At 59.0% G+C, this 24,240-nt stretch carries 22 protein-coding genes; 9 read left to right on the top strand and 13 right to left on the bottom strand.

From position 1 onward, the window contains the following. Positions 1 to 32: 32 nt before the first annotated feature. The 3 genes from HB676_RS03410 (at position 33) to HB676_RS03400 (ending at position 3,680) form a co-directional block, all read left to right on the top strand. Positions 33 to 932 (top strand): LysR substrate-binding domain-containing protein, encoded by a 900-nt coding sequence (locus HB676_RS03410; RefSeq protein ID WP_213736266.1) that lies wholly within the window; start codon positions 33 to 35, stop codon positions 930 to 932. A gap of 169 nt (positions 933 to 1,101) precedes the next feature. Then, the gene (locus HB676_RS03405) at positions 1,102 to 2,304 is read left to right on the top strand and encodes a CoA transferase (protein WP_213736265.1); all 1,203 of its coding nucleotides are present in this window, start codon (positions 1,102 to 1,104) and stop codon (positions 2,302 to 2,304) included. Positions 2,305 to 2,324: 20 nt separating this feature from the next. Further along, positions 2,325 to 3,680 carry an MmgE/PrpD family protein gene (locus tag HB676_RS03400; protein ID WP_213736264.1) on the top strand — a complete coding sequence of 452 codons (1,356 nt, stop codon included), beginning with the start codon at positions 2,325 to 2,327 and terminating at the stop codon, positions 3,678 to 3,680. Between the two features lie 50 nt (positions 3,681 to 3,730). Here HB676_RS03400 and HB676_RS03395 read toward each other — a convergent pair whose 3' ends face one another. The 4 genes from HB676_RS03395 to HB676_RS03380 all read right to left on the bottom strand — a co-directional run bounded on the left by HB676_RS03395 (position 3,731) and on the right by HB676_RS03380 (position 7,744). Beyond that, positions 3,731 to 4,993 carry an aconitase/3-isopropylmalate dehydratase large subunit family protein gene (locus tag HB676_RS03395; RefSeq protein ID WP_213736263.1) on the bottom strand — a complete coding sequence of 421 codons (1,263 nt, stop codon included), beginning with the start codon at positions 4,991 to 4,993 and terminating at the stop codon, positions 3,731 to 3,733. Beyond that, positions 4,990 to 5,505, bottom strand: coding sequence for a hypothetical protein (locus HB676_RS03390; protein WP_213736262.1), 516 nt, complete (start codon positions 5,503 to 5,505; stop codon positions 4,990 to 4,992). Before HB676_RS03390 ends, HB676_RS03395 begins: the two co-directional genes overlap by 4 nt. 24 nt (positions 5,506 to 5,529) lie before the next feature. Beyond that, positions 5,530 to 6,150 carry a hypothetical protein gene (locus HB676_RS03385; protein WP_213736261.1) on the bottom strand — a complete coding sequence of 207 codons (621 nt, stop codon included), beginning with the start codon at positions 6,148 to 6,150 and terminating at the stop codon, positions 5,530 to 5,532. Between the two features lie 244 nt (positions 6,151 to 6,394). Continuing rightward, the gene (locus tag HB676_RS03380; protein WP_213736260.1) at positions 6,395 to 7,744 is read right to left on the bottom strand and encodes a CoA transferase; all 1,350 of its coding nucleotides are present in this window, start codon (positions 7,742 to 7,744) and stop codon (positions 6,395 to 6,397) included. Positions 7,745 to 7,950: 206 nt separating this feature from the next. Between HB676_RS03380 and HB676_RS03375 the strand changes: the two genes are divergently transcribed. Further along, positions 7,951 to 8,736 carry an IclR family transcriptional regulator gene (locus HB676_RS03375; protein WP_213736259.1) on the top strand — a complete coding sequence of 262 codons (786 nt, stop codon included), beginning with the start codon at positions 7,951 to 7,953 and terminating at the stop codon, positions 8,734 to 8,736. Further along, positions 8,733 to 9,494, top strand: a complete 762-nt coding sequence (locus HB676_RS03370) for an IclR family transcriptional regulator (RefSeq protein WP_213736258.1) — start codon at positions 8,733 to 8,735, stop codon at positions 9,492 to 9,494. The genes HB676_RS03375 and HB676_RS03370 overlap by 4 nt, the downstream gene beginning before the upstream one ends. A 33-nt stretch (positions 9,495 to 9,527) precedes the next feature. Here HB676_RS03370 and HB676_RS03365 read toward each other — a convergent pair whose 3' ends face one another. From HB676_RS03365 to HB676_RS03355, 3 genes are read right to left on the bottom strand one after another with little or no spacing between them, the layout of a single operon-like run. Continuing rightward, entirely contained in the window at positions 9,528 to 10,637 is a 1,110-nt protein-coding gene (locus HB676_RS03365) for an NADH:flavin oxidoreductase/NADH oxidase (RefSeq protein ID WP_213736257.1), read from the bottom strand. A 16-nt stretch (positions 10,638 to 10,653) separates the two neighbouring features. After that, on the bottom strand, positions 10,654 to 12,843 hold the full coding sequence (locus tag HB676_RS03360) for a CoA transferase (protein ID WP_213736256.1): 2,190 nt from the start codon (positions 12,841 to 12,843) through the stop codon (positions 10,654 to 10,656). Beyond that, positions 12,840 to 14,036, bottom strand: a complete 1,197-nt coding sequence (locus tag HB676_RS03355; protein ID WP_213736255.1) for a CaiB/BaiF CoA-transferase family protein — start codon at positions 14,034 to 14,036, stop codon at positions 12,840 to 12,842. The genes HB676_RS03360 and HB676_RS03355 overlap by 4 nt, the downstream gene beginning before the upstream one ends. Before the next feature lie 335 nt (positions 14,037 to 14,371). On the opposite strand from HB676_RS03355, the gene HB676_RS03350 reads away from it, so the two are divergent. Then, positions 14,372 to 15,715, top strand: coding sequence for an MFS transporter (locus HB676_RS03350; RefSeq protein WP_213736254.1), 1,344 nt, complete (start codon positions 14,372 to 14,374; stop codon positions 15,713 to 15,715). Positions 15,716 to 15,773: 58 nt separating this feature from the next. Here the strand turns inward: HB676_RS03350 and HB676_RS03345 are convergent, their stop codons facing one another. The 6 genes from HB676_RS03345 to HB676_RS03320 all read right to left on the bottom strand — a co-directional run bounded on the left by HB676_RS03345 (position 15,774) and on the right by HB676_RS03320 (position 21,569). Then, positions 15,774 to 16,598: an N-acyl homoserine lactonase family protein gene (locus HB676_RS03345; protein ID WP_213736253.1), complete on the bottom strand. Its 825-nt coding sequence runs from the start codon at positions 16,596 to 16,598 to the stop codon at positions 15,774 to 15,776. A 25-nt stretch (positions 16,599 to 16,623) separates the two neighbouring features. Beyond that, entirely contained in the window at positions 16,624 to 17,760 is a 1,137-nt protein-coding gene (locus HB676_RS03340) for an acyl-CoA dehydrogenase family protein (protein ID WP_213736252.1), read from the bottom strand. 81 nt (positions 17,761 to 17,841) lie between these two features. Then, positions 17,842 to 18,639, bottom strand: coding sequence for an enoyl-CoA hydratase (locus tag HB676_RS03335; RefSeq protein WP_213736251.1), 798 nt, complete (start codon positions 18,637 to 18,639; stop codon positions 17,842 to 17,844). Between the two features lie 51 nt (positions 18,640 to 18,690). Then, entirely contained in the window at positions 18,691 to 19,086 is a 396-nt protein-coding gene (locus tag HB676_RS03330; protein WP_213736589.1) for a carboxymuconolactone decarboxylase family protein, read from the bottom strand. A 14-nt stretch (positions 19,087 to 19,100) separates the two neighbouring features. Then, positions 19,101 to 20,009, bottom strand: a complete 909-nt coding sequence (locus tag HB676_RS03325) for an NAD(P)-dependent oxidoreductase (RefSeq protein WP_213736250.1) — start codon at positions 20,007 to 20,009, stop codon at positions 19,101 to 19,103. A 666-nt stretch (positions 20,010 to 20,675) separates the two neighbouring features. Further along, entirely contained in the window at positions 20,676 to 21,569 is an 894-nt protein-coding gene (locus HB676_RS03320; protein ID WP_213736249.1) for a LysR family transcriptional regulator, read from the bottom strand. Between the two features lie 115 nt (positions 21,570 to 21,684). Between HB676_RS03320 and HB676_RS03315 the strand changes: the two genes are divergently transcribed. The 3 genes from HB676_RS03315 to HB676_RS03305 are packed head-to-tail and all read left to right on the top strand — an operon-like array spanning position 21,685 to position 24,182. Then, the gene (locus tag HB676_RS03315; protein ID WP_213736248.1) at positions 21,685 to 22,623 is read left to right on the top strand and encodes a ring-cleaving dioxygenase; all 939 of its coding nucleotides are present in this window, start codon (positions 21,685 to 21,687) and stop codon (positions 22,621 to 22,623) included. Further along, positions 22,623 to 23,264, top strand: coding sequence for an alpha/beta hydrolase (locus tag HB676_RS03310; RefSeq protein WP_213736247.1), 642 nt, complete (start codon positions 22,623 to 22,625; stop codon positions 23,262 to 23,264). Before HB676_RS03315 ends, HB676_RS03310 begins: the two co-directional genes overlap by 1 nt. A gap of 12 nt (positions 23,265 to 23,276) precedes the next feature. Continuing rightward, positions 23,277 to 24,182: an AraC family transcriptional regulator gene (locus HB676_RS03305; protein WP_213736246.1), complete on the top strand. Its 906-nt coding sequence runs from the start codon at positions 23,277 to 23,279 to the stop codon at positions 24,180 to 24,182. Positions 24,183 to 24,240: the final 58 nt, after the last annotated feature.

The following is a 24,240-nucleotide window of genomic DNA, read 5'->3' as shown; positions in this document are numbered from 1 at the left end:
CTATGACTTTTAGTCATACCAAAACATGTCCGGTGCCCGTGCAAATCATTCCGCCCCTCAATCCGTTGCGTGTATTCGAAGTGGCCGCGCGGCTCGAAAGCTTTACCGCCGCCGCCGCCGAATTGGGCGTGACCCAATCAGCCGTCAGCCGGCAGATCGCGACGCTGGAAGGATCGTTGAGCACACAGCTTTTTGTCCGCGAGCGCCACGGCGTACTGCTGACAAAGGAGGGGCGTATTTATCGGGACGGCATATCGCCGGCTTTCGCCATGATCAGCGCGGCGAGCACGGCGTTGATGAATCCGCGGGCGGAACCTCTGCGGCTTCGCATCTATACGACGTTCGCCGCCAAGTGGCTGATTAAACGGCTTCCAAAATTCCAGAACGCGTATCCGAACATCAACGTCCGGCTCAGCGCCTCGGTTGCCAATGTGAATTTTGCGAGCGAGGATATCGATCTAGCCATTCAGTTTGGCCGCGGCGATTGGCGCGGTGTGGAGAAGAAACTTCTAATTCGAGATGTGATCCAGCCGGTATGCAGCCCGCGCCTGTTGCGGCGTTATCCGGAGCTAAGATCGATTGAAGGGCTGCGCCGGCAGCATTTGCTGCATTCGCATTATCGCCGCAAAGACTGGACGGATTGGCTGACAGCCGCGGACCGGCCCGATTTGCTCACGGAAGGCACCCTGTATCCCAATTCGATGCTGGCCTATGAGGCCGCCATTGAGGGGCTCGGTATCGCCATGGGACAATTATTCCTGCTCAAGGACGACATTGCCGCCGGCACGCTTGTGCCGCTGTTCGACCGCCCGCTGACGCGGCAACTTGCGTATTTTGCGCTTTGGCGAAGGGGCGCCGTGAAAAATCGCAAAGCCGCGGGCTTTGTAAAATGGCTGATGCAGGAAATCGATCTCCAGAACGGCGTAATCTGAACATCAATTCGCGCAGGGACACTTTCCTTGCGACATCGGCCGAAATACCCTATCGGCTGGAAAGGTATCGACGAGCTTGCAGTAAAGGCATCACAGCGTTGCGCGAAACAAAATTCACAGGCGGCTGATTTTCTCCAGGCGCGAACAAAGCCAACAGGACAGTCATTCAATGAACGTACGTGAAAAGCCGAATGCGGTGGCCTCGGGTGCTCTCTCGGGCATTCGTGTACTCGATTTCAGCCGAATGTTGCCGGGCCCATGGTGCACGCAGATGCTCGGCGATTTCGGAGCCGACGTCATCAAAGTCGAACAGCCCGGGGTCGGAGATCTGGGCCGCCACAACCAGCCAAATTTCAGGGAAGGCAGCGTTTACTTCAACACCGTGAACGGCAACAAGCGCGGCATCACGCTCGATTTATCAAGACAAGAGGATCGTGCCGCCGCCCACAGGCTGATCGCGCAGTCGGACGTCATCGTTGAATCGTATCGCCGTGGTGTGCCGCAGCGCCTGCAGATCGACTATGATACTGCTAAGCGACTGAAGCCGGACATCATCTATTGCTCGGTCACAGGATTCGGACAGACCGGACCATTCTCCGATATTCCGGGACACGACCTGGTCGTGCAATCGGTCACTGGCATCATGGGCACCGGCCTGGACAGCGACGAATTACCGCCTGTGCCTGGTTTCCAGGCCGCCGATTATGCCGGAGCAGCTTACGCTATCGCCGGCGTCATGGCAGCGTTGCATCGCAAGCGCACGACGGGCGAAGGCTGCTATCTCGACATCTCCATGTTCGACAGCCTGTTCAGCATGTCCAACATCGTCTCGGGCGCGGCGCTCGCACGCACCGGTGGATTCCCGGTGACGACCACCATGGAAGTCTGGGGCCGCAATCCGCGCTACTCCACCTACAAGACCAAGGACGGCAAAGCCGTTGCCGTGTCGCTACTGGAAGCGCGAATCTGGAACTCGTTTTGCAAGCTGATCAGTCGGGACGATCTCATTTCGCCCGACGAAGGTCCGGAACACCGCCATACCGTGCATGGAGACCGGGCCGGCCTATATCGCAAGGCCATCAGCGACCTCTGCATGTCGAAATCCCGCGATGACCTCGTGAACTGGATGCTCAAGAACGACGTCCCTATCATGCCGGTTTACAGTCCGGACGAGGCCGTCCAAAGTGAGCACGTCGCCGCCCGGAATATGGTTGAATGGATGCCACATCCGATCGAAGGACGAATTCCCGTGATTGCTAATCCGCTGGCGTCCTCGGGATTGACAACTGGCCCGCGAGGGCCCGCTCCCTCGCTTGGGCAGCATCAGGATCTATTGAGCCAGACCGAAGCCTATCCGCAAAAACGCGCGTAAGAAAAAGCAGGAGACATTGAATGGCCATAGGTTCCAATCTCACAAACGCCGACGCGGTCGCCAATTTCGCGCTTGAAACCAAATATGAAGACCTTCCCGAAGACGTACTGAATGCCGCCCGTTTTTGCCTGGTCGACTGGTTCGGGGTTGCCCTGGGAGCGGCGAACGAAGACGCCGTCAAGGCAATCAAGCGCACAGTGCTGGCGTGGAACGCGAAGGGACATGCGCCGATTCTTCTGGCTGGCGAGTCAACGCCCTCCGCGGCGGCCCTTGTAAACGGCACTATGGCGCATTGTCTCGACTTCGACGACACGCATGTGGGATCGATCGCGCACCTGACGGGTCCGACCTGGGCCTCAGCATTTGCGGTCGGATCGCATTTGGGATCGTCCCCCCGCGATATTATCACGGCGTTCACGATCGGCTTTGAGGTCGGCGGACGACTTGGATCCGGCGGATTGGGCGTGGCCGTCAACGAGCGGCATATCCATTCGACGGGCGTTTTCGGCTGCATCGGCGCGGCCGTCGCCGCCAGCGTACTGTACGGATTGGATGCCGAAAAGCTCAAGATCGCCATTGGCCTCGCCGCCACCCAGGTCGCCGGCCTGACGGGTTCATTCGGAACGACGGCAAAACCCTTTCATGCGGGAAAAGCTGCCTTCAACGGAGTCCTCGCCGCCGAAATGGCGCGGGAAGGGTATCACGGCGCATCGAATTTGATTGAAACAGAAGGCGGCCTGGCAAGGGCGCTGGTGCAGGATCGAGCGGTTTCGCCGCAGAAACTGGATTTCTCCGACGGCTGGGAGATCAAACGAAACACTTTCAAGCCCTATGCATCCTGCCTTCTGACCCACCCTTCGATCGACGCCGGACGCGATCTTCATACCCGGCTGCAATCACGCGAAGTCAAACGCGTCACGGTGCATGTCGATCCGCTATGCATCCAGCTCGCTGGCATCACAAATCCCAAAACGCCATTTGAGGGAAAGTTCAGCCTGGCGTTCTGCACGGCGTTAGCTCTCGAAGGCTACATCCCGACGCAGCGTGAATTTACGTCGCAGACTCTGGAAAATCCCCGTATTCAGAGTCTCGTCAGCCGCGTGGATCTCGTCCCCGACGCCACGATCGACAAAACCGCAGCAACCGTCGAAGTCGCTTTCTCCAATGGAGAGAAAGACCTCTGTCATGTGCCGCTCGCCAGGGGTAACCCCGGGCGTCCGATGAGCTGGGAGGACATGAAAAGAAAATTCTCGTCGCTGGTACAGCCAGTCCTCGCGGAAGGTAACGAAGATATCTTCGACCGGTTCAAGGCATTCGATCATCTGGCCGATCTGACAGAAATCCGGCACAAGATGGCCGGGAACCAGATCAATTGATTTATGGGCTCCGGAGGCGGTCGCCGGTAGCGGCGCCCCCCAAAGAAGCGCTAATCCAGCGTGCGGGCGTCCGTTAAGCACCCGGCCACCGCACTCGCGGCCGCAGTCGCCGGGCTGCAAAGCATGATTTCGGCGTTCTTATTGCCCATCCTGCCTGGCATGTTGCGATTGCTGGTCGACAGGCAGACCTCCCCGTCGCCAAGCACACCCTGGTGCGCGCCGGCGCAAACCGCGCAGCCACTCGGCATCAATGTAGCTCCGGCTTCCAACAGTGTCGCCAGATCGCCATTGCGTGCGCTTTCGATTCCCACCGCACGCGACGCCGGAACGACCAGCAGACGGACGTCCGGATGAACACGCCTGTTTCTCAAAATACCAGCCGCGATCGCCAGATCGTCCACCCGCGCGTTGGTACAGGAGCCGATGAACACCTGATTGATTTTCTTTCCCGCAGCTTCGCTGACCGCAACACCGCGATCTTCGCGTCCCGGAAGCGCGACCATTGGCTCAATCTGCGCCAGATCCAGCGTGATTTCGCCGGCATAATTTGCATCCGGGTCTGACCGCACGCCCATGTATGGAAATTGTGCGCGGCCGTTCACGAATGCCTCGGTCACATCATCGCTCGGGAAGATGCCACTTTTTGCACCCACCTCGGCACTCATGTTGCAGAACGTAAATCGCTCTGACACCGAGAAAGAACTGACGGCATCTCCCTGGTACTCAATAATCTTGTAGCCCGCCCCCAGAACACCAAGTTGTTTGACAATGGTCAGAACGACGTCCTTGGCGGCAACGCCTCGTGTCAGCGCCCCTGCCATCACGACGCGGATCGTTGGCGGTACCTTGAGCCATGTGCGGCCCGTAGCCCAGACAAAGCCCAGTTCGCTCTCGCCGGTACCGATCGCTAGCGCACCCAGCGCACCGCCAGATGGCGTATGTGAATCGCTAGCCAGCACCAGCGCGCCGGGAACGACGAAGCCCCGCTCCATCATGACCTGATGGGCGATCCCGGTGCCACCTTCAAAAAACGCAAGAAACTCTTGCTTCTTGACGAATTCACGGATGCGTACGTGATTATTCGCATCGCGCGCATTGTTGACTGGAAATCCGTGATCGAGGCAGATCACATTGCGTTCGGGCCTGACGACGCTGGTCGCTCCCATTTGTTCGAACGCGTCGATGGCGAAAACCGCGTAATCGTGGGAGTAACAGAAATCGGGCGATACCTCGACGATCTCATTTGGAACGACAAAGTCGCGTCCGCTGGCCCGGGCCAGTATTTTTTCAGCCGTGGTTTGGGCCAGTCTCACGAGCTGGCTCGCGCCATGTCGGCAAGCGCCGCGCGGCCGTACTCGATCAAACTGCCCGAAGCGACGATCTTCTGAATGATCGCCGGCGTCGGCATTCCGTGAAACACGCGATCATTCCAGCGAATCCCGCCGGTCGCTGGATTGATCTCGATCTCGTCGCCGTTTGCGATTCCCGAGCCGACAATGTCGGCGCAATCTATCGCCAACACGCCGTTGTTGACCACATTGCGAAAGAACATCCGGGCGAAAGGACCTCCGACGATGGCCTTGATGCCCGCAGCCCGCAAGGCACGCGCCGGAGATTCTCGGCCGGTACCATAACCGAATGCCTCACCTGCAACGATGATAGGCCGCGAACGAACGCCTCGATTCACTTCCGCCGGGAGTTCGCCCAGGACATGCTCGGCCATCTCTGCCGGCGGCAGAAACGAATACCGCGCCGGCAGCACGATGTCGGCGGAAACAAATTCGCCGACAACCGTGATGGCGCCTTTGATCGATTCACCCATCATGTCGAACTGCGCGGCCTTTCAATCTCACCGGTTCACGTTTTCGGCGTAATGCTGGCTGGGCAGGTTTTCCCTCGGCCATTCGTCGCCATTCTCGAAAGGCGCTACGCCAACGGCATGACGCGCCATGCCTGATTCCATCATCGCCATCGAGACGATTTCGACGACGCCGACGTCGCTGACGCCGTGACGGCGCAATTCCTGAAAATCCTCCTCGGTCGTTCCTTCCGCGAAAGCGACCTTTCTGGCAAAGCGCAGGACGGCTTTGGTCTTGGCATCGACCTTCGTCGATTTCTCAAAATTGAGAACTTCCACAACGTCGGCTTCGGTCATGCCGAAGTGTTCGATCAGGTGCGTCTGGTGGTTGTTGATGCAGCGCGGGCAATCTACTTCCGCGGCGCACACAAGGGAAATGCTGTTCAGCAACGGCTTGTCTAGTGCGCCTTTCGCCATCTGCAACCTTTTAGTCAGACCCCACCAATGCCGCAGAAGATCGATATCGAGTGCAAAGAAGCCCCAAGTCGGCGTAAGGAAATTTGGCCCTTTTACGCGACGGATGTCCTCGAAGATCTCAGCGATTTCTCCGGTGGCGTCCTGCGGCTGCAGCAGTTGAACTTTCTTAAGATCTTGCTTGGTCTTGTCGAGCACTTGATTTCTCCTGTCTGGTTAAGGATGAGCCGCCCCTGTTTTCTCTCCGCAGCGTCTGGTGGATTGAACTCCGGCGCCTAGCCCAACGGCGATAGCTTGTTGTTGCCAACGATCTTGTACGAACCCCCTGCCCCGCGCAACGCTCTTGACAGGAATATGCCATCCAACAATTTCGCGTAGCTCTGCAACCTCACATGGAACGTGCAACAGTCCCGCACCTTGCGCAATTCGCACACGAATAAAGTTATGTCGTCTGTGTCACCTTTTCGCGCACAAAGGCACTCTTTGAAGCGATCATCGCATCGATTTCATCTGCATTCATGCCCAGCAGCTCCCTCAAGATGGCTTCGGTGTGCTCACCCGCAGCAGGGGGGAATGTATGCGAGCTGCGCCGGGATTCCTTCATGAAAATAGGATCGCCCATCACCTGAGCTTGGCGGCCATCTTCGCTCGCAAGGTCTAATACCATGCCGCGGTGCCTGATCTGAGGATCAACTGCAACTCGGTCGACCGTGTTAACGATGGCAACAGGAACACCCTGCGCGTCTAGCGCCTGCCGCCACTCATCAGCATTCCGCGCCAGAAACAGATCTTCAAGGATTGGCCACAGCTGGTTTCGATTGATCGATCGTTGATGTGCGGTCAGAAACCGGGAATCGTTAACGAGATCTGGCCCACCAAGCACATCGCATAGCGAGGTCCACATGCGCTCCGTCAGAGCCGCAATCACAAGCTCGATCCCGTCCTTTGCCTTGAAGGTCCGATAGGTGGCGATTGAATCGTGTTCGCGGCCCTGCCGGCCTGGAACCTGGCCCGAAGCCAGATAGAACGAGGCTTGATAGGAAAGCAGCGCCGCCTGACAATCGAGCATCGAGATGTCGATGGTTTCGCCGCGGCCCGTAACCTCGCGCCGATGCAAGGCCGCGAGGATCGCCGTTGACGCGTACATGCCGGCCGCAAGGTCGCCGATCGGAATGCCGGCACGAACCGATGTGCCGTCACGCTCGCCGGTCAGGCTCATGCCGCCCGACAATGCCTGCACGATCATGTCGTAGGCCGGTTTGTCACGATATGGACCGTGCTGACCGAACCCACTGATCGAACACCAGATGAGCGAAGGCTTTTCCTCGCGCAGTTTCTCCGCCGAAAATCCCAGCCGGTCGCAAACGCCAGGCCGAAAATTCTCAATGACAATGTCGGAGACGAGCGCAAGACGCCGCACGGCATCTGATCCCGCGGCCGTCTTCATGTCCAGCACGACGCTGCGCTTGTTGCGATTGATGGCGACGTAATAGGTACTGTCGTTGCCGATGAAACTGGGAGGCATGCTCCGGGCAATATCGCCTGTCGGACCTTCGACCTTGATGACCTCGGCCCCAAGGTCGGCCAGCATCTGCGTACAAAAGGGCCCGGACAGGACCTGAGTAAGATCTAGCACGCGAATACCGGCAAGCGCCGGCTTCTGCTCCGCCACAGGCGCGTCTTTTGCCGGTTTTTGGGCAGACCTTGATTGCATCGTGCCGTCCCCCTTTCCATCTGGCGATGCCGCACAAGCCGCATGCCTGGAGCCAGCCAATTGGAAAATTCCGTTCATCGGAATTCAATTTCATTGTTAGTTTTGCTGGATCAGCACGATTTGTCAATTCGTGCCTGACGTTCGGCCATGCAAGGCTTGCGCTACAGACTGCGTGAGCGGAAATACTGTAACGCGGTCGATGATCCACTACCGGCAGTTGCCAGACGTTGCGGATCAACCTCAATCAATGATACTAAATTCCATTCATCGGGATTAAGAGAAGTATGGTCGACAGCCCCGTTCTCAAGGCGACCGCCATTTTGAGGCGGCTTGCTGAACACGATACGCCGGTTGGCGTCCAGCAGCTTGCGACCGAGTTGAACCTCAACGTCAGTACGGTCTACCGGTTGCTGCAGCTCCTCGCCAGCGATGGCATGGCATCCTATGATCCGCAGGCCCGGGTTTACAGTGTGGGCACGGAGTGCATTCGGCTTGCTTCGCGCGTGCTTGGATCGGGGTCACTGATCGGTCGCATGCGACCGCGGGTTTCGGCTCTGGCCGCGCGTGTCGAGGAAACCTGCGCGCTTAGTCTTTACGACCCGGATACGTTTACGAAAATCGTCGCCGTCGTCGAGCGCGGCCCCCATCTGCTCGGCTACAATTATGAAGTCGGCACCCGGGACGGTATCCACGCCGGCGCCAGCGGCAAGGCAATCCTGGCGTTCTTGCCGGACGCGGATATCGATCGCGTCCTTAAATCGTTATTGCCCCGCCTCACAGAAGCCACGGTCGTCGATCCAACCGAGTTACGACGTCAAATCCGCCAGATTCGCAAACGAGGATATGCGACGTCCCGCGGCGAGCGCGTCCCCGGCTCCGGTTTCGGCGTCGCCGCGCCGGTATTTGGCTTTCAACGGCAAGTCATCGGTTCGGTCGTGGTGACAATTCCTCCATTTCGATGGCGCAACGAACGGCTCGCCACCATCGGGAAGGAACTGATCAACAGTGCACGCGAGCTCTCAGGCCTGTCTGACCCGGCATTGACCGCCAAGGTGGGAGGAGCCGCATGAGTGACGCACTGGGAACCGTCGCCCGAACCCTGTCGGTCCTGCGCATCGTCGCCGAGGCCAAGTCCTCCGTCGGCGTCAAGGATGTAGCCGATGCGTTGCAGCTTCCGATGAGCACGTCGCATCGTCTCCTCGATTTGCTGCTTGGCGAGGGTTTCGTTCAGAAGGATGCCGCCAGAAGACGCTATGCCATCGGGTCGGAGTTGTCGCGGCTCGCCAATCTCGTCTCGGCCAAAACATCTTTTTCATCGCTAGTGCAACCCTTGCTCGACGAGCTTACAAAGGAAACCGGCGAAACCGCCTTGTTCGCGACCTATCTGCCGGCGCAACGCGCAATGACATATACCGCGAAAAGCGATAGCCCCCAGCCGCTGCGCTACCGCATCAATCTGCACGAAAATTTGCCACTCGAATGGGGCGCCACCGGGCTTGCGATCCTTGCGTTTCTGCCCGAGGAAATTCAGGCAGAGGTATTTGTGGCCTCGCAAGCCTCGCCGGCTACCGGCCGGCGTTTGACGCGCAAGGCGTTCTACGAGCGGCTCCAGATCGTGAAGCAGGACGGATTTGCAGTCACCGAAAGCGAAAAATTACCGGATTCCATCGGCATTGCCGCCCCGATCGAAACTTCGCCGGGTCATGTGATCGGATCCATCGGCTTCACCATTCCGAAGGTCCGCTTCTCCCGTAATAAACAGAAAATATTCTCGGAACTTGTATGCCGCGCATCAGCCCGCGTTGCGAGCCGTACGCCGGTTACGTAATCGCTGCGCCGGACATCGTCGCAGCAATTGGTGTTAAGCCTGTCGCGCGGGCTTGAGAAAGTCGCCCCGGCGCATGGACGGATGCGATCGTTCATATTGCGGCGGATAAAATGTCTCTTCGCCCAATTCTGCCGCGGCGTGCCATGGCCAACGCGGGTTATATAACATACCACGTCCGAGCGCGACGAGATCGGCTTTCCCCGAGGACAGAATTTCCTCCGCCTGGGCTGCTTGTGTGATCAGCCCGACGGCCATGGTCGGGATGTCCGCTTCCTTGCGAATGCGTTCCGCGAACGGCACCTGGTAGCCTGGTCCGACCGTAATCTTCTGCTCCGGTACCGTGCCGCCGCTCGAGGCAGTCACGTAATCGCAACCAAGCGTCTTCAGCCGCTGGGCGAACACGATGCTGTCCTCGATCGTCCAGCCGCCATCAGCCCAGTCGGTTGCTGAAAGACGTACCCCAATCGGCTTGTGTGAAGGCCAAGCGTCCCGGATGGCCTTGAATACTTCAAGCACAAAACGCATGCGCCCCTCGCGATCACCGCCATAGGCATCCTGGCGTCGATTGCTGAGCGGCGAAAGGAAGTTATGCAGAAGGTAGCCGTGCGCAGCATGAATCTCGATCAGATCGATACCAATGCGATGCGCGCGCCGCGCCGCCGCGGCATAGTCCGCAATCAATTCCCCGATCATCGTCAAATCGAGTGCGACCGGCATCATCCGGTTTGGATAGGGTATCTCATCGGCGCCATGGATCGGCCAACCGCCTTTGTCGATCGGGATTTCGCGTTGCCCTTCCCAAGCCACGGTGACCGAACCCTTGCGCCCGGCATGCTGAAGCTGAATTCCAATCCGCGCGCCGCCATGGCAGCGACAGAATTCGACGATGGGCGCCAGTGCTGCTTCGTTCTCGTCGCTCCACAGGCCGAGATCGCCGGGACTGAGGCGAGCGTCGCGTCGCACGCTCGTCGCCTCGATGATCAAAAGTCCCGCACCAGACTCAGAGAGATGCCCGAGATGCACCATGTGCCACGGAACTGCACACCCATCGACCGCCGAATATTGCGCCATCGGCGAAATCACAATTCGATTGGCGAGTACAAGGTCACGCAACTTGAAAGGCGAGAAAAGAAGCGAGGACATCGATATCCCTTTGAGGCTATGTCGCGGATAAAGCTCGATCGTGCCGGATCAGGGATTGGTTGTCCTTGCCCAGCGCCGGCATGGGTTTGCGCACTGCCGGCGGCGTACCGGTAAGGCGCAAGGGACTCGCGAGGAGCGGCCAGGATGCACCATCTTCCGTCACCGTAAACCAGAGCCGTCGCGCGGCCGTCTGCGGCGCCGCGACTACTTCGCGGACGGAAAGAACCGGCGCTGCGCGGACATTGCTCTCCTTGAGGATGGCAACAAGGTCATCGCGCTTCATGTCAAATTCGGAACGGCTGCGATCCGCTTTCATCGCACCCAGCCGGTCGGCATCGCATTCCGCCAGGACAAAACCGTCAGAGCAGGCGGCCATGCTAAGCGCAGGCAGATCCGTGTCGTTCCATGCCGGTTCGGTCAGCCACGCCGCGATATCCTGCATCGAGAGATCGATATATTGACCACGGCCTGTGCGATCCCTGTGTGCGAGCGCCGCGAGCACCGCCAGCACGGCCATCTCGGCGCCCAGCAGATCGGCCGTGGAAATGCCGGTCTTCATCGGAACGCCATCTGACTGGGCCATGTCCATCAGCCCCGACATGGCCTGTATCACGCTGTCATAGGCGGGACGGCCGGCATACAGGGAGTTGGCACCGAAGCCCGAAACCGAGCACAACACGGTTCGAGGATTAAGGGCCGCCACTTCGGCCGCGGAAAATCCCCGCTTGGCAAGCGCGCCGGGCTTGAGGTTCTCGATCAGGACATCGGCGGTCTTGATCAGATCGCGCAGAATTGCCGCATCGGCGTCCTTGCGCAAATCGAGCACGATGCTGCGCTTGTCCGAATTCATATAGGTGAAGAAATAGCCCTGCCCTGCCTGCGTCGGCGGCCATGGCCGGGTGGCCTCGCCTTCAGGCGGCTCGATCTTGATGACTTCCGCGCCAAGGCTTGCAAGCATCCGCGTGCTGAGCGGGACCGTTGTGTAGTGGCCGATCTCGACGATACGAATGCCGGCCAGCGCCGGAGCCTTTGCCGCCGTATGTTCCGCCTTCGGCCTACGGGCGCCTTTGTCGGCCAGAAGCCGGTGAACTTGCTCGCGGCCGCTGTCCGGCGCGGGTATGACGGACGGCGTCCTTCCGGGCGACGCATCCATACGCAATGGCGAGCCTGCCACGAAAGTATCGAGACCATTGGCCTGATCAACGATGCGTTTGATCATATCCCGATGATCGAGATTCGGTTCGTGCGGATAACCATCGGCGATGCGAACAATCGGCCCGCAGGCGATCTGCGCTTCGTTCAGCAACGTCATGCAGGCGTCGATCGTCAGTTTTCCGATCCATGCCTGCATGGCCGCATCGACATCGCTGACATTGGCTACGCGGTCGGCGACCTTGGCAAAAGGCGGATTGCGCAGTTCCGGACGGTGCATGATCTCGGACAAACGCTGCCATTGTCCGTCGCTGCCGACGCAGACAAGAATCCAGCCGTCGGTTGCCCGATAAACGTTCCAGGGCGCGATCATGGCATGACGGTTGCCCACGCGCCGAATCGGTTCGACGCTGCCGGTGAGAATACGCGGCAGAAACGTTGCCATCGAACCGAACCCGCAATCATACAGTGCCATATCGATGAACTGACCGCGGTCGGTACTGTTTTTGACCCGCAATGCCGCGACGACGGCTCCCGCGGCATAAACGCCCGTCATGTATTCAACGATCGGCAGTGGTATCGGCGTCGGCCTCCCCTCGCCGGATCCAGTCGTTTCGACAATGCCGGTCAAAGCCTGAATCTGCCACTCTGAATCGTCCTGTCCCGCCAGTGGACCGTCGCGTCCGTAGGCCGTCACATCGCAGACAATCCGGTCGCGTTCGGTGATGGAACCGGTCAGTTCGGCAAACGCATGGTCAGTATCGCTCGACAGCAGAACCACATCGCTGCGCTCGATCACATTGCGCAGTAAATCGCAATCAGCCGCTTCGGAAGCGTCGATCTTCAGACTGACCTTGCCGGCCGCGCACGCTGCACGACGGCGCCATTTGCCGCCCAGACGATCATCGCCGCCCTCCACCAGAATAACGGTTGCACCGAGCTGCGCCAGCAGCGACCCGCAGACACCCGCGCCGATCCGCCCCCCGAGTTCCAGCACGATAACCCCGGACAAGGCCAATCCCGTCGCGTCACCCTGACCGGCAGTCTCTGTCATGGTTGTGTCCGAGTCGCGCGGCCGGCATTCGCCGACCGGGCCTCATCAAGTTCACGACGTATCTCGTCACTATGTTCGCCAAGCTGTGGCGATGGACGGCGTTTCGGATCACTCAGCCCGGCATGGGTCAAGGGATCGACGAGATGCGGGATGCGCCCTTCGACCGGATGGTCGGTAAAAGCCACGGTGCCGCGGGAAACCGCGTGCGCGGATGCCACGGCTTCGTCCGGAGCGTAGATCGCGCAAATCGAAATCTCGACCTTGGCCATTTCGTCTGCCAGTGCGTCGCGGTCGCGTGATGCACAGAATCCGGCGATCGCCTCGCGAAAGCTCGCGGCACGATCGCCGTGATCGGAATGACGATCCGCCCAGCTTTCCTCCGGGGCCAGTTCAGGTCGACCGATATATTCGCAAAAGCGCTTCCAGCCGCGATATTCCAGCAGACAAACCGTGACGTATTTGCCGTCACGCGTCGGATAAATGTTGTAACGCGGGTTACGCCCCCACGGCTCCATTTCCGGCTTTCCGGAATGACCTGCGAGCCGCGCCAGCGCGCCGGACAGCGCTACGTTGGACACGCTGATCAAGCTGTCATACATCGGAATTTCCATGTAACAGCCGGCGCCGGTTGCTGTGCGACGGATATAGGCGGCGAGTACGCTGATCGTGGCAAAAGCCGCCGCCGTGAAATCGCCGGCCTGAAAGGTCGGCATCGGCGGTGCGCTGCCGGTCTTGAGATGCTTGCCCAGCGTACCGGCAACGCCCTGAATCGACAGATCATGGCCGGGCACCCGCCCGAGCGCCGAATTGTTGCCGAAGCCGGTGATCGAGCAATAGATCACGTTCGGATTTGATTTAACGACAGTCTCGTAGTCGATCCCGAGCTTTTTGGTAACGCCGGGCCGAAACGCCTCGACGATGACGTCGGCTTGTGCGTTGAGTTCCACTGCGACGGCCCGATCGTCGGCCCGGTCCAGATCGAGCGCGATGCTGCGTTTGTTGCGGTTGATGCTGCCGAAATAAACGCCGCCCACCTTGTAGTTCGGCGGATTGAAACGACCGTAGTCGCCGATCTCGGGCTGCTCCACTTTGATGACGTCCGCGCCGAGATCACCGAGCGTCTGGGTACACCATGGTCCTGGCAACAGGCGGCTGTAATCGACCACGCGGACCCCTTCGAGGGCCATTTTCATGTTTTTGAATCTCCGCTTGCTGCCACGGCTCTGGCTTTCTCAGGCGAATGCCGAAATTCCGTTTATCGGAATGTCTTTTCATTTTATAACGCGGCGTGGAGGTGTCAACAGCGCCAGCCGAACGCTACGCCGCCACGAGCTACGCTTTTGGACAGAGAACGAAACAACGTATCAAACCTGACCGGCAGAACTTCCGCCCTATAAATGTTCAATAAGCAAAAACAAATTCCGATGTTCGGAATTATGTCTTGACGGCGACCGCTCAGAACGAGAAGCTTGGAAAAAATCGGAAATCGAGCAAACGCGTCGGCATGCGAAGGGCGGAGGATTGAAACATGGCAATGCAAGGCAGCCTTGCTGGCCTGAAGACAACAGGCGACCTACAGGCTAGGAAAGCGGCGACGAGTGCGTTCTTTGGATTTTTCGTCGACATGTTCGACGTGTTCCTGCCCGCGATCGTCCTTGCCCCGGCCTATATCTATTTCCAGCCGCCGGACGTGCCCTCTGCCGTTGCGGCGGTCGCTGCAACACTGGTCCTGCCAGCAACATTGCTCGGTCGTCCGCTCGGCTCGGTCATCTTCGGTTATCTATCAGATCAAATCGGCCGCAAGCCGATCACCATGATTGCGGTAACCGGGTTCGGCATCTGCACCATCCTGATGGGCTTGTTGCCCGGATACAGCACGTGGGGACCAGCCAGCCTCTATCTGCTCATTCTGCTGCGCTTCATCAGCGGCATATTTCTCGGTGGAGAATACACCGCAGCCAATGTGCTGGCCATGGAGGCCGCGCCAAAGGAAAAACGAGGCCTTTATTCCGGGCTTATCCAGTCGGGATATCCCTTCGCCTACATCCTGATCGCTGCTCTCACGTTTCTTATGTTGCAGTGGTTTCCAACCACCGGGGGCCTGGATTCGCCCTATGTGGCATATGGCTGGCGCATTCCATTCTTTATCGGCGGACTGATGGCGCTGCTTTTCATCCTGCCGTTTCGATCCTCGGTGGAAGAGTCGACGCTTTGGGTCAAGGTCGAAAAACGGCGCAATCCGTTTGAAGTGATTTTCTCGGGCGATAATTTCCGGCACTTCATGCAGGTATTCATCGTTCTCACCGGCTTCTGGCTGACGACGATCTCCGCCGCCGCCGGCATTCTGCCCGGCGCGCTCATCCGCATCGTGCATCTCACGCCGCAGCAAATGACGGTTGTCATGATGATTGCATCGGTCGCGCTGGTGCCCGGCTATCTGCTGGTCGGGATCATAAGCCAGACGATCGGCCGGCGGGCCATGATTATCATCATGGCGATCCTAAGCGGCACGGTCGGCCTGTATAGCTATTATCTGCTGCTGAGCGCGCCCCGAGACTTCTGGCTCATCGCGGTACTGGCGTCGCTCATCATCGTCCCGTTAACATCGGTTTGGGGGCTAACCACCTGCTACCTCAACGAGCGCTTTCCGACCCGCGTCCGTTCCAGCGGCTTCGGCATGGCCTTCACACTGCCGGTCATCATTCCATCATTCTACGGTTTCTATCAGGAAATGCTTTCCAAGATCATGCCGCAGAATCTGACGGTCCTCGTGCTGGTCGCACTGGGCGCCGTACTGTCCCTGATCGGTGCCTTGATGGGACCGGAAACCAAGGACGTCGATTTGAACAAGGCTGAAACCAGTTCATCCTGATTACGTTCCTGGCCCGTCGCCGGTGGCGCCCCTTGGCGCCAAGAGGACAGTGGAACCCTCAGCGCGTCTTCTCGGGAATCGAGATCGTCGGTGGCAGATCGAGCCGAACCACGATTCCCTGCAATTCCGGTTTCGGCGCCGGGTAATTCAGCATGATCAGCGGGTCGTGGCCCGGAATGAGGTAATCCAGAGAAGGCACCGTTGCCCGCACCTTGTCGTAGGACTGCAGCATCTGGGCAACGTCGACGGCCGCCACGAATGGTCGGTGCCGCCTCAGATTGTCAAAGAAGGAAACGACATCACCGGCCAGCGTGATCCACCCGCGCTGGGTGTGAATGCGGAGATATTGCAGACCGGCGGAATGTCCGGGCGCGACATCCAACTCGATACCCGGAGCAAATCTGAACGGCCCGTTGTAGAGCTTCAGCCTCTGGGCAAAGTTGAGCCTGACCATGTCGAGAATGTCATCCTGCTCGAATCCGAGAGAGAAATAGCGATAGCGAATGTTCGGTCCCACGACGAAGTTCAGCTCGGCCTGCTGCAGATGAAAATTGGCGTTGGGCAGCAGAGAGGAATTGCCGGCATGGTCGTAATGAAGATGCGTGAGGATCACGTCTTTCACGTCTGACGGATCGACGCCGAGCAGCTTCAAGGATTCAATCGGGCAGCGGAGAAATGGACGCTTTCTTCGCTTCGCGACCGCCTCGGAAAATCCGCTGTCGATCAGGATAGCCCTGCCCTCGCTGATCGCGACCCAGATCACGTAGTCCATGTTCAGCGGCTCATCCCTGGAGTCCCCGCCAATGAAGTGCTCGGCACGCTTCGCGTCACGCGTTGCGTAGCGGATGGCATAAAGTTCGTAGACGGGAAGCACTTCCGGCATCGCCGATCCTCCTGCGCGGCTGAGGTTAATGACCGGCCGCGAGTTCGCGCGAAATCAGGATTTTCTGGATTTCGTTGGTGCCATCGTAGATCTGGTAGACGCGGGCATCGCGATAGTATTTTTCAACTGGGTAGTCATTGATGAATCCATATCCGCCATAGACCTGGATCGCATCCGAGCAGACCCGCTCCGCCATTTGCGACGCATAGAGTTTCGATATCGAGGCCTCTTTCACGCATCGGACCTTCGATTGCTTGAGATCTGCTGCGTGATGACACATCGCGCGGGCAACCTCGATCTCGGTTGCCATTTCCGCAAGCTTGAACCCAATGCCCTGATGATCGAATATCTTTTTGCCAAAAGCCTCGCGTTCATGCGAATATCCAAGTGCTGCTTCGAACGCAGCGCGCGCCACTCCGATCGCCTGTGCCGCCACGGCAATTCTTCCGCTGTCCAGGCCCGAAAACGCAATGCGCAGGCCGTCTCCGGGGTTACCAAGCATGTCCTCCGCAGGGACCTCCATATCCTCCAACAGGATTTGGCAGGTCTCGTTGGTGCGGTGCCCAAGCTTGTGTTCGACCCGGATGACATTGTACCCGGGCATATGGGTCTTCGTGAGAAACGCCGAAATTCCGGCCTTTCCGGCAGTGGGATCGGTGACCGCGATGATACAGGCGTAGCCGGCGGACTGGCCGGATGTGATGAAGACCTTGGTGCCGTTGATGACGTATTTATCGCCGCGGCGAACCGCGCGCGTCTTCAGATTCGAGGCATCCGATCCCGCCTGCGGCTCGGTCAGGAGCATGCACCCAAGCGCTTCGCCTGCCGCGACGGGGGAGAGAAAGCGCTTTTTTAGATCATCCGTGCCATAGTCCCGGACCTTGAAGCCATACGAGTTCGTCGCGCAGACCATATTGCAGAAACCGGCATCACCGAACGCCATTTCCTCGACGGCAAGGACATAGGATTTGAAATCCGCGCCGGCGCCGTCCCACTCGCTCGGCATGTTCACGCCGAACAGGCCAAGTGCGCCGGCCCGCTGGACGACATCTTTCGGAATGCTGGACTGACGATCCCATTCCGCAGCAAACGGCACGATTTCGCTCTTGACGAAGTCCCGCGTCATATCGCGGATAGCGACCTGGTCTTCCGAGAATAGCATCTGGGGTAGCTCCTTATCTTGAGCGTGCCCGCATGAACAGAGAGCACGAATTGGAATAGTTGGACCGTCGGCCAGCCATCGTCACCGGCCCGAGAACACCGGGGCCCGCTTCTCAGCAAATGCCCGACGACCCTCCGCATAGTCGGCGCTTTCAAAGCAACCGCGGATGAGCGCGTCGCATTCCGCGGTGACCATCTCCGGCGACGATCTGAGCAACATAGTTGCGGTCTTCTTGAAAGCTGTCAGCGTCAGTGGCGCCTGCGCGGCGATCCGCGACGCCAGAGCCGCGACATGCGGATCGAGTTCCTGCTTCGGCACGACCCGATTGACCATGCCGATTTTGGCCGCATATTCGGCGTCGAAACGATCGCCTGTGAAGAAGATTTCCTTGGCCTTGGCGAGACCGACCGCATCAACCAGCTTCTTGACCGAGCTGATACGATATCCGAGGCCCATGCGCCCGGCAGGTATCGAAAACGACGCATCGGACGCGGCGATACGCAGATCGCACGACAACGCGACGCCGACTCCCCCGCCGATGCAATAGCCATGGATCATCGCGATCGTCGGCTTGTCGCATTCGTGAATGGCCCGGCTGGCCCGGTCGGCGATCTCCTCGTAATAAGCCACCGCTTCCGCCGAAGACCTCTGCGTTTCGAACTGACTGATATCCGCGCCCGAAACAAAGGCCTTGTCGCCCTCACCCCGCAGAACAATCACGCGCACATTGTCATCGGCGACGAACTTCGCGACAATATCGGGAATGCTGTTCCACATATCGATATTGACCGCATTTCGCCGGGCCGGATTGTCAAAGGTGACCCACCCGATTCGATCCTCGGCCCAGGCCTTCATTCTCCCGGTGGATGTTGACGTCATGCCTGGTCCCGCTGTGAGATGGAACGATGCGCGTGCTTGAAAGGCCGTGCCTTAAGGCTTCATGGGAACCTGACCCATCTCCTGCAACACCTCGTTGGCTGCCTTGAATGCCTCAAGCCCGGCTGGAATTCCGCTGTAAATCGTTGCATGCAGTAGGATAGCCTTGATCTCTTCTACGCTGACGCCGTTGTTGATCGCGCCGCGAACGTGGAGCTTGATTTCTGCGCTGCAATGCAACGCCGTGAGCATGGCGAGGTTGAGCATGCTCCGGGTCTTGCGTGGAAGTGTGTCGTCTCCCCATCCATAGCCCCAGCACCACTCGGTAGTGATGTGCTGAAACGCCATGGTGAAATCATTGGCATTGCTGATCGAGCGGTCGACATATTCGGCGCCCAGCACCTCGCGCCGGTTCTTCAGTCCTTCGTCAAACAGCTGCTTCATGGTCATGTCGGGTTTCATTTCTAGTCTCCCTTTTGAGAATTGAGGCCGGCGATGTGCTTGCCGATCGCGGTATGATCGGCGGAATTGCCGAGAGCGTTTGATGCGTCCGTCCAGAGCTTCGAACAGGCGTCGGAAAGTGGCGCCGGCACGTCGATCGCGTGGGCGAGCGAATTGGCGATGCCGACATCCTTGGCCATCAGCTTGAGCGGGAAACCTGCATTATAGGTTTCAGAAATGATGAACTGCTTCAGTTTCGCTTCCGTGGTGTTGTTGCGTCCGGTCGACACATTCAGAACGTCCGTCATCAACAGCGGATCGAGGCCGAATTGCTTTCCGATCGCAACCGCTTCGACCGCAGCGAGCAGCCCGGCCGCGGAAACGTAATTATTGAGCGCCTTCATGGCGTGACCGGATCCAAGATCTCCGGTCCTGAAGATCGATTTACCCATCGCTTGCAACACGGGCTCTGCGCGGTCGATGGTTGCACTGCTGCCTCCTACCATGATGGTCAGCGTGCCATCCACCGCGCGCCTCACGCCGCCGGAAACCGGTGCATCGATGAACCCGAAGCCCTTGCCGATCAGTTCCTGACCGAGCTTCCTGGTTTCGACGGGATCCGAAGAACTCATGTCGATGATGACGCAATCGGCCTTGACGGATTGGATAAACGAATCGAGCGCCTGCCTGACGGCCTTGCTGTCGGGAAGCAGCGTAATGATCGCATCGGCGCCCGCGACCGCCGAAGCGACTTCCGACGCCACCCCGCCTCCCATCGACGAGAAACGCTGGCGGGCATCCGGCGAAATGTCGAAGCCGCAAACCTGATAATCGGTCTTAACGAGCTGCAGCGCCATCGGCGCGCCCATGTTTCCGAGACCGATAAGCGCTATCCTGGCTGGTGGAAGCAGCGGCGACGTCGCGTCAGACATGATGTTTCCTGATGTTTGCTTTCAACTCGATTTAGAAGATTGATACGCGTGACGGGTTTGAATTCACGGCAAGTTCAGGGCCGGATACACTCGTGGTTGTTTGAAGCACGATTCAATCTCCAGCAAAGCCACGTGCTCGCGCTCGTCTAGTTTGCAATCAATTTTCACGATCGCCCGATTGAGAGCACTTCAGATCATTCCGGTCAGTGGAATTTATTTTTGCCTGTAGAAAATATTCGAGAATTCGGAGAGTAGTCAACTGAATTTGTAGATGTTGATAAAGGCCGCTCTCCCATCTTGGAAAAATCTAACTCTCACCAATCACGGCAAATGGTTGAGGTATCGGTGCGAAATTGAACGTTCTAGTTCGGATCACGCGCGACTCGAGCCAAATCAAGCCAATCTCGCTTCCACAATTGCGACGGCTGCAGAAACCAGTCATTCAGAAGTAGCTAAATCTGCGAAGGCGAAATTCTGTCGAACTAAACGCCTGCTACGCCAACAACGGACATCGCTCGCGCAAAATCACGAGCACTCGCCAGACGAAAGCCCGCGGCTTCTGTGCTACGCTAATTCCATAAACGTCCATTATGCGGGTATTTTTACCCGGCATTGGACGCCCTCGACCTCACGGCGCAAGAGCAGACGGACCATCTCTGCGACGATTTAGTCTGCTTCTCCGACGAAGCGCTCAACCAAAAAATCGATGAAGAGCCGTACTTTCACCGCGAGATGCCGCGTCGGTGGATAAAGCGCGTAAAGCGCCAAGGGCGGCGCGTGATAATCCCTGAGCACTGCCTGCAACGCTCTTTTTTTGAGGGCATCGCCTGCGATGAACACCGGGATCAGGGCCACACCGTGCCCCTTGATTGCCGCGTCGCGCAATACTTCCGCGTTGTTGGCGCATAGCGTCCATTCCGGCTGGATCCAGTGCTCGCCATCCTCGCCGGTGAGCTTCCATTGATTGCCGGTGAGCAGGAAGCCGTAGGTCAACAGCGCGTGCTTACGCAAGTCGGCGGGATGCTTTGGCACGCCGTGCTGGTCGAGGTAGGAAGGCGACGCGCAGATCGCGCGGTCAATCTCCACAATCTTGCGTGCAATCAGGCTGGAGGATTCGAGGTCGGCGATGCGCAAGGTGACGTCGTAACCGCCCTGCACCGGATCGACCTGCTCATCACTGAGAACGAGATGGATCTTCAATTCGGGATAAAGCGCCATGAAATCGGCGAGCGCTGGCCCAAGCTGCAGCGTTCCGAACGACATCGGCGCATTGATGCGCAACAACCCACGCGGTGTCGCCTGCGCCTGCGCAACGGCGCGGTCGGCTGCATCCAGCTCGGCAAGGATTCCGAGCGCGCGTTCGAAATAGGCCTGGCCGTTTTCGTTCGGGCTGGCGTGCCGCGTGGTGCGATTCAGAAGCTGGACACCGAGCTCTTGTTCGAGGTCGCTGACGTATTTCGAGATCGCCGAGCGCGACAGGCGCAATTGCCGGCCGGCTTCCGAGAAGCTGCCGAGCTCAACGACTTTGACGAAGGCGCGAAGGCTGCTGAGCTTATCCATTGTCCTCAAATCATAGACAGTAATGTCAAGAAATGCCAGATTGTCTTTGAATTTAGCCTGCCCAATTATCTCCTCAACGGGAGGCGGAGCGCCTCCTCAGCTCAGGAGGAAGACCATGTCAGGCATCCATCACGTCACGGCCATCGCGGGTCATGCCCTGCGCAACTATGACTTTTATACCCGGACGCTCGGACTTCGCTTCGTCAAAAAGACCGTCAATTTCGACGATCCCGGAACCTATCATTTTTATTACGGCGACGAGACCGGGCATCCCGGCACCATCCTCACCTTTTTCCCGTGGGAGCATGCTGCACCCGGCCGCGGCGGTGTCGGGCAAACCCAGCAAACGAGTTTCCGCGTGCCGGCCCGCTCGCTCGGCTACTGGACGCATCGGTTCATCGAAAAGGGCGTCGTCCATGAGGCGCTGGAGAAGCGTTTCGGCGAAGCCGTGCTCTCCTTTACCGATCCCGACGGCATGAGCCTCGCGTTGGTCGGCGTGGCCGGCGCCGAGGACGAGGCTGGCTGGAGCAATGGCGAAGTTCCGGCGGAGCACGCGATCCGCGGATTCCATGGCGTGACGCTGCTGCTCGAGAGTGCCGCCAAAACCGGCGCGATCCTCACCGACGTGTTCGGGTTTGCCGAGACCACCCGCGAGGGCTCGGTCATCCGCTACCGTACATCGGGCGATGCCATGGGCGCGATTGTCGATATTTATGAGGCCAAGGGTTTCCTGCCCGGCCGTCAGGGCCGCGGCTCGGTGCATCACATCGCGTTCCGCGCCGCTGACGATGCCGCGCAAAGCGAGATGGCGCGCAAGCTGGTGCAGGATCACGGCATGCACCCGACCGAGCAGAAGGACCGCAATTATTTCCGCTCGGTATATTTCCGGGAGCCTGGCGGCATCCTGTTCGAGATCGCGACCGACATACCGGGTTTCGCGGTGGATGAACCGGTTGTATCGCTCGGCCAGGCGCTGAAACTGCCGGCATTCCTCGAGCCGCACCGCAAGGAAATCGCAGCCGTGTTGCCGGCACTGGACGAAAAGGTGGCGTGATGGCCCGCGATCTTTCTTTCATCCACCGCTTTGAACCGGCGACGCGCCCCGACCTCGCGCCGGTGCTGTTGCTGCACGGCACCGGCGGCGACGAAAACGACTTGCTGCCGCTCGGGCGGATGATCAGCCCCGGCGCGGCACTGCTATCGGTGCGCGGGCAAGTACTGGAGCACGGCATGCCGCGTTTCTTCCGCCGCCTTGCCGAAGGCGTGTTCGACGAGGCCGACGTGATCCGCCGCGCCAATGAGCTTGCGGACTTCGTCGGGGCCGCCCACGAGGCCTATGGCCTGGCAGCGCCGCTGGCGCTCGGCTACTCCAACGGCGCCAATATCGCCGCGGCGATGCTGCTGCTGCGTCCAGCTACGCTGCAGGGTGGCATCCTGTTGCGCGCGATGGTGCCATTGGCACAGCCGCCCGAGGTCGATCTGTCGAACCAGTCGCTGTTGCTGGTATCCGGCCAGCACGACCCGATCATCCCGCCGGCCAATAGCGAACGACTGGCCGCGATGCTGACCAAGGCCGGTGCAGATGTCACCCGCCGGGTACTTCCGATTGGACATCAACTGTCGCAAGCCGATGTTACCGTCGCGCGGGAATGGCTCGCACGCGACAAAGCCACCGTCGATATCACATCGGCCTGACGGGGACGCACCATGAACGAAAGACGGGTGTTCGGCGACGCGGTAGCACACAGCCTCGGGCTGCACGATGCGCCGATACTGACGACACAGACGCTGCGTTCATCCAACGTCGCCGCGACACGCATCTCCTGCGGCCCCAGGCAAATCGGCATGTCGCCGCAGATCCCGCCGGAAGACAGCTTCATCGTCGCACAATATCTGACGCGACTGCCGTATCATGAATTGTGGAGCGGCGGCCGACCGTTGCTCACGCAGGGTTACGACACCAATGCGATGCGCATCGTTAACCTGACCGGTGAATTCTCGGCGCTCATCACCCATCCTCACGAAGCGCTGACCTTCCACATTCCGCGTACCGCTTTCGATGAACTCGCCGATGATGCGGGCAGTCGGCGGCTGGCGCATTTGGCCTGCACGCCAGGGATCGTCGATCCCGTACTGGTTCATCTCACCGCAGCACTGCTGCCGGCGTTCGAACAACCCGGGCAGGCTAATTCACTGTTCCTGGACTACGTCATGCTGGCGGTCTGCAGCTATCTCGCCAGCAAGTATGGCGATGGCGGCAACCCGCCGGCCTCCGTCAAAAAGGGGGGCCTAACCAGCGCGCAATTGCGTCGGGCTAGGGAGATGCTGGTCGCGAACAGCAGCGGACAGATCCTTCTTGCCGATGTCGCACGGGAATGCGGCCTGTCTCGGCAATATTTTACCAAGGCTTTCAAGGCGAGCACCGGCTTTGCACCACATCGTTGGTTGCAGCAGCACCGGATCGAGCAAGCCAGGCAACTGCTGCGCGAAACCTCGTTACCAATCGCCGATATCGCGATCCGCTGCGGCTTCGCGGATCAAAGTCATCTCACTCGGGTATTCACGGCCTTAGCGGGTCTCAGCCCGGCAGCGTGGCGACGCCTGCGCGATTGAGCGCTGTCCGCAGAGCTTGTCCGGCGACAAACAGAAAAAATAGTTGCCATTCATTCAA

It is taken from the genome of Bradyrhizobium sp. dw_411, assembly GCF_018449695.1.
Lineage (GTDB): Bacteria > Pseudomonadota > Alphaproteobacteria > Rhizobiales > Xanthobacteraceae > Bradyrhizobium.
Note: the sequence above shows the minus strand (reverse complement) of the source record. Positions and strands in the feature narration are given on the sequence as shown.

What these genes read in the sequence shown, in the direction of transcription:
- HB676_RS03405 (WP_213736265.1), top strand. Translation starts at nt 1,102, where the DNA reads ATGAACGTACGTGAAAAGCCGAATGCGGTGGCCTCGGGTGCTCTCTCG.
- HB676_RS03400 (WP_213736264.1), top strand. Translation starts at nt 2,325, where the DNA reads ATGGCCATAGGTTCCAATCTCACAAACGCCGACGCGGTCGCCAATTTC.
- HB676_RS03390 (WP_213736262.1), bottom strand. Translation starts at nt 5,505, where the DNA reads ATGATGGGTGAATCGATCAAAGGCGCCATCACGGTTGTCGGCGAATTT.
- HB676_RS03380 (WP_213736260.1), bottom strand. Translation starts at nt 7,744, where the DNA reads ATGAACGGAATTTTCCAATTGGCTGGCTCCAGGCATGCGGCTTGTGCG.
- HB676_RS03375 (WP_213736259.1), top strand. Translation starts at nt 7,951, where the DNA reads ATGGTCGACAGCCCCGTTCTCAAGGCGACCGCCATTTTGAGGCGGCTT.
- HB676_RS03370 (WP_213736258.1), top strand. Translation starts at nt 8,733, where the DNA reads ATGAGTGACGCACTGGGAACCGTCGCCCGAACCCTGTCGGTCCTGCGC.
- HB676_RS03365 (WP_213736257.1), bottom strand. Translation starts at nt 10,637, where the DNA reads ATGTCCTCGCTTCTTTTCTCGCCTTTCAAGTTGCGTGACCTTGTACTC.
- HB676_RS03360 (WP_213736256.1), bottom strand. Translation starts at nt 12,843, where the DNA reads ATGACAGAGACTGCCGGTCAGGGTGACGCGACGGGATTGGCCTTGTCC.
- HB676_RS03355 (WP_213736255.1), bottom strand. Translation starts at nt 14,036, where the DNA reads ATGAAAATGGCCCTCGAAGGGGTCCGCGTGGTCGATTACAGCCGCCTG.
- HB676_RS03350 (WP_213736254.1), top strand. Translation starts at nt 14,372, where the DNA reads ATGGCAATGCAAGGCAGCCTTGCTGGCCTGAAGACAACAGGCGACCTA.
- HB676_RS03345 (WP_213736253.1), bottom strand. Translation starts at nt 16,598, where the DNA reads ATGCCGGAAGTGCTTCCCGTCTACGAACTTTATGCCATCCGCTACGCA.
- HB676_RS03340 (WP_213736252.1), bottom strand. Translation starts at nt 17,760, where the DNA reads ATGCTATTCTCGGAAGACCAGGTCGCTATCCGCGATATGACGCGGGAC.
- HB676_RS03335 (WP_213736251.1), bottom strand. Translation starts at nt 18,639, where the DNA reads ATGACGTCAACATCCACCGGGAGAATGAAGGCCTGGGCCGAGGATCGA.
- HB676_RS03330 (WP_213736589.1), bottom strand. Translation starts at nt 19,086, where the DNA reads ATGACCATGAAGCAGCTGTTTGACGAAGGACTGAAGAACCGGCGCGAG.
- HB676_RS03325 (WP_213736250.1), bottom strand. Translation starts at nt 20,009, where the DNA reads ATGTCTGACGCGACGTCGCCGCTGCTTCCACCAGCCAGGATAGCGCTT.
- HB676_RS03320 (WP_213736249.1), bottom strand. Translation starts at nt 21,569, where the DNA reads ATGGATAAGCTCAGCAGCCTTCGCGCCTTCGTCAAAGTCGTTGAGCTC.
- HB676_RS03315 (WP_213736248.1), top strand. Translation starts at nt 21,685, where the DNA reads ATGTCAGGCATCCATCACGTCACGGCCATCGCGGGTCATGCCCTGCGC.
- HB676_RS03310 (WP_213736247.1), top strand. Translation starts at nt 22,623, where the DNA reads ATGGCCCGCGATCTTTCTTTCATCCACCGCTTTGAACCGGCGACGCGC.
- HB676_RS03305 (WP_213736246.1), top strand. Translation starts at nt 23,277, where the DNA reads ATGAACGAAAGACGGGTGTTCGGCGACGCGGTAGCACACAGCCTCGGG.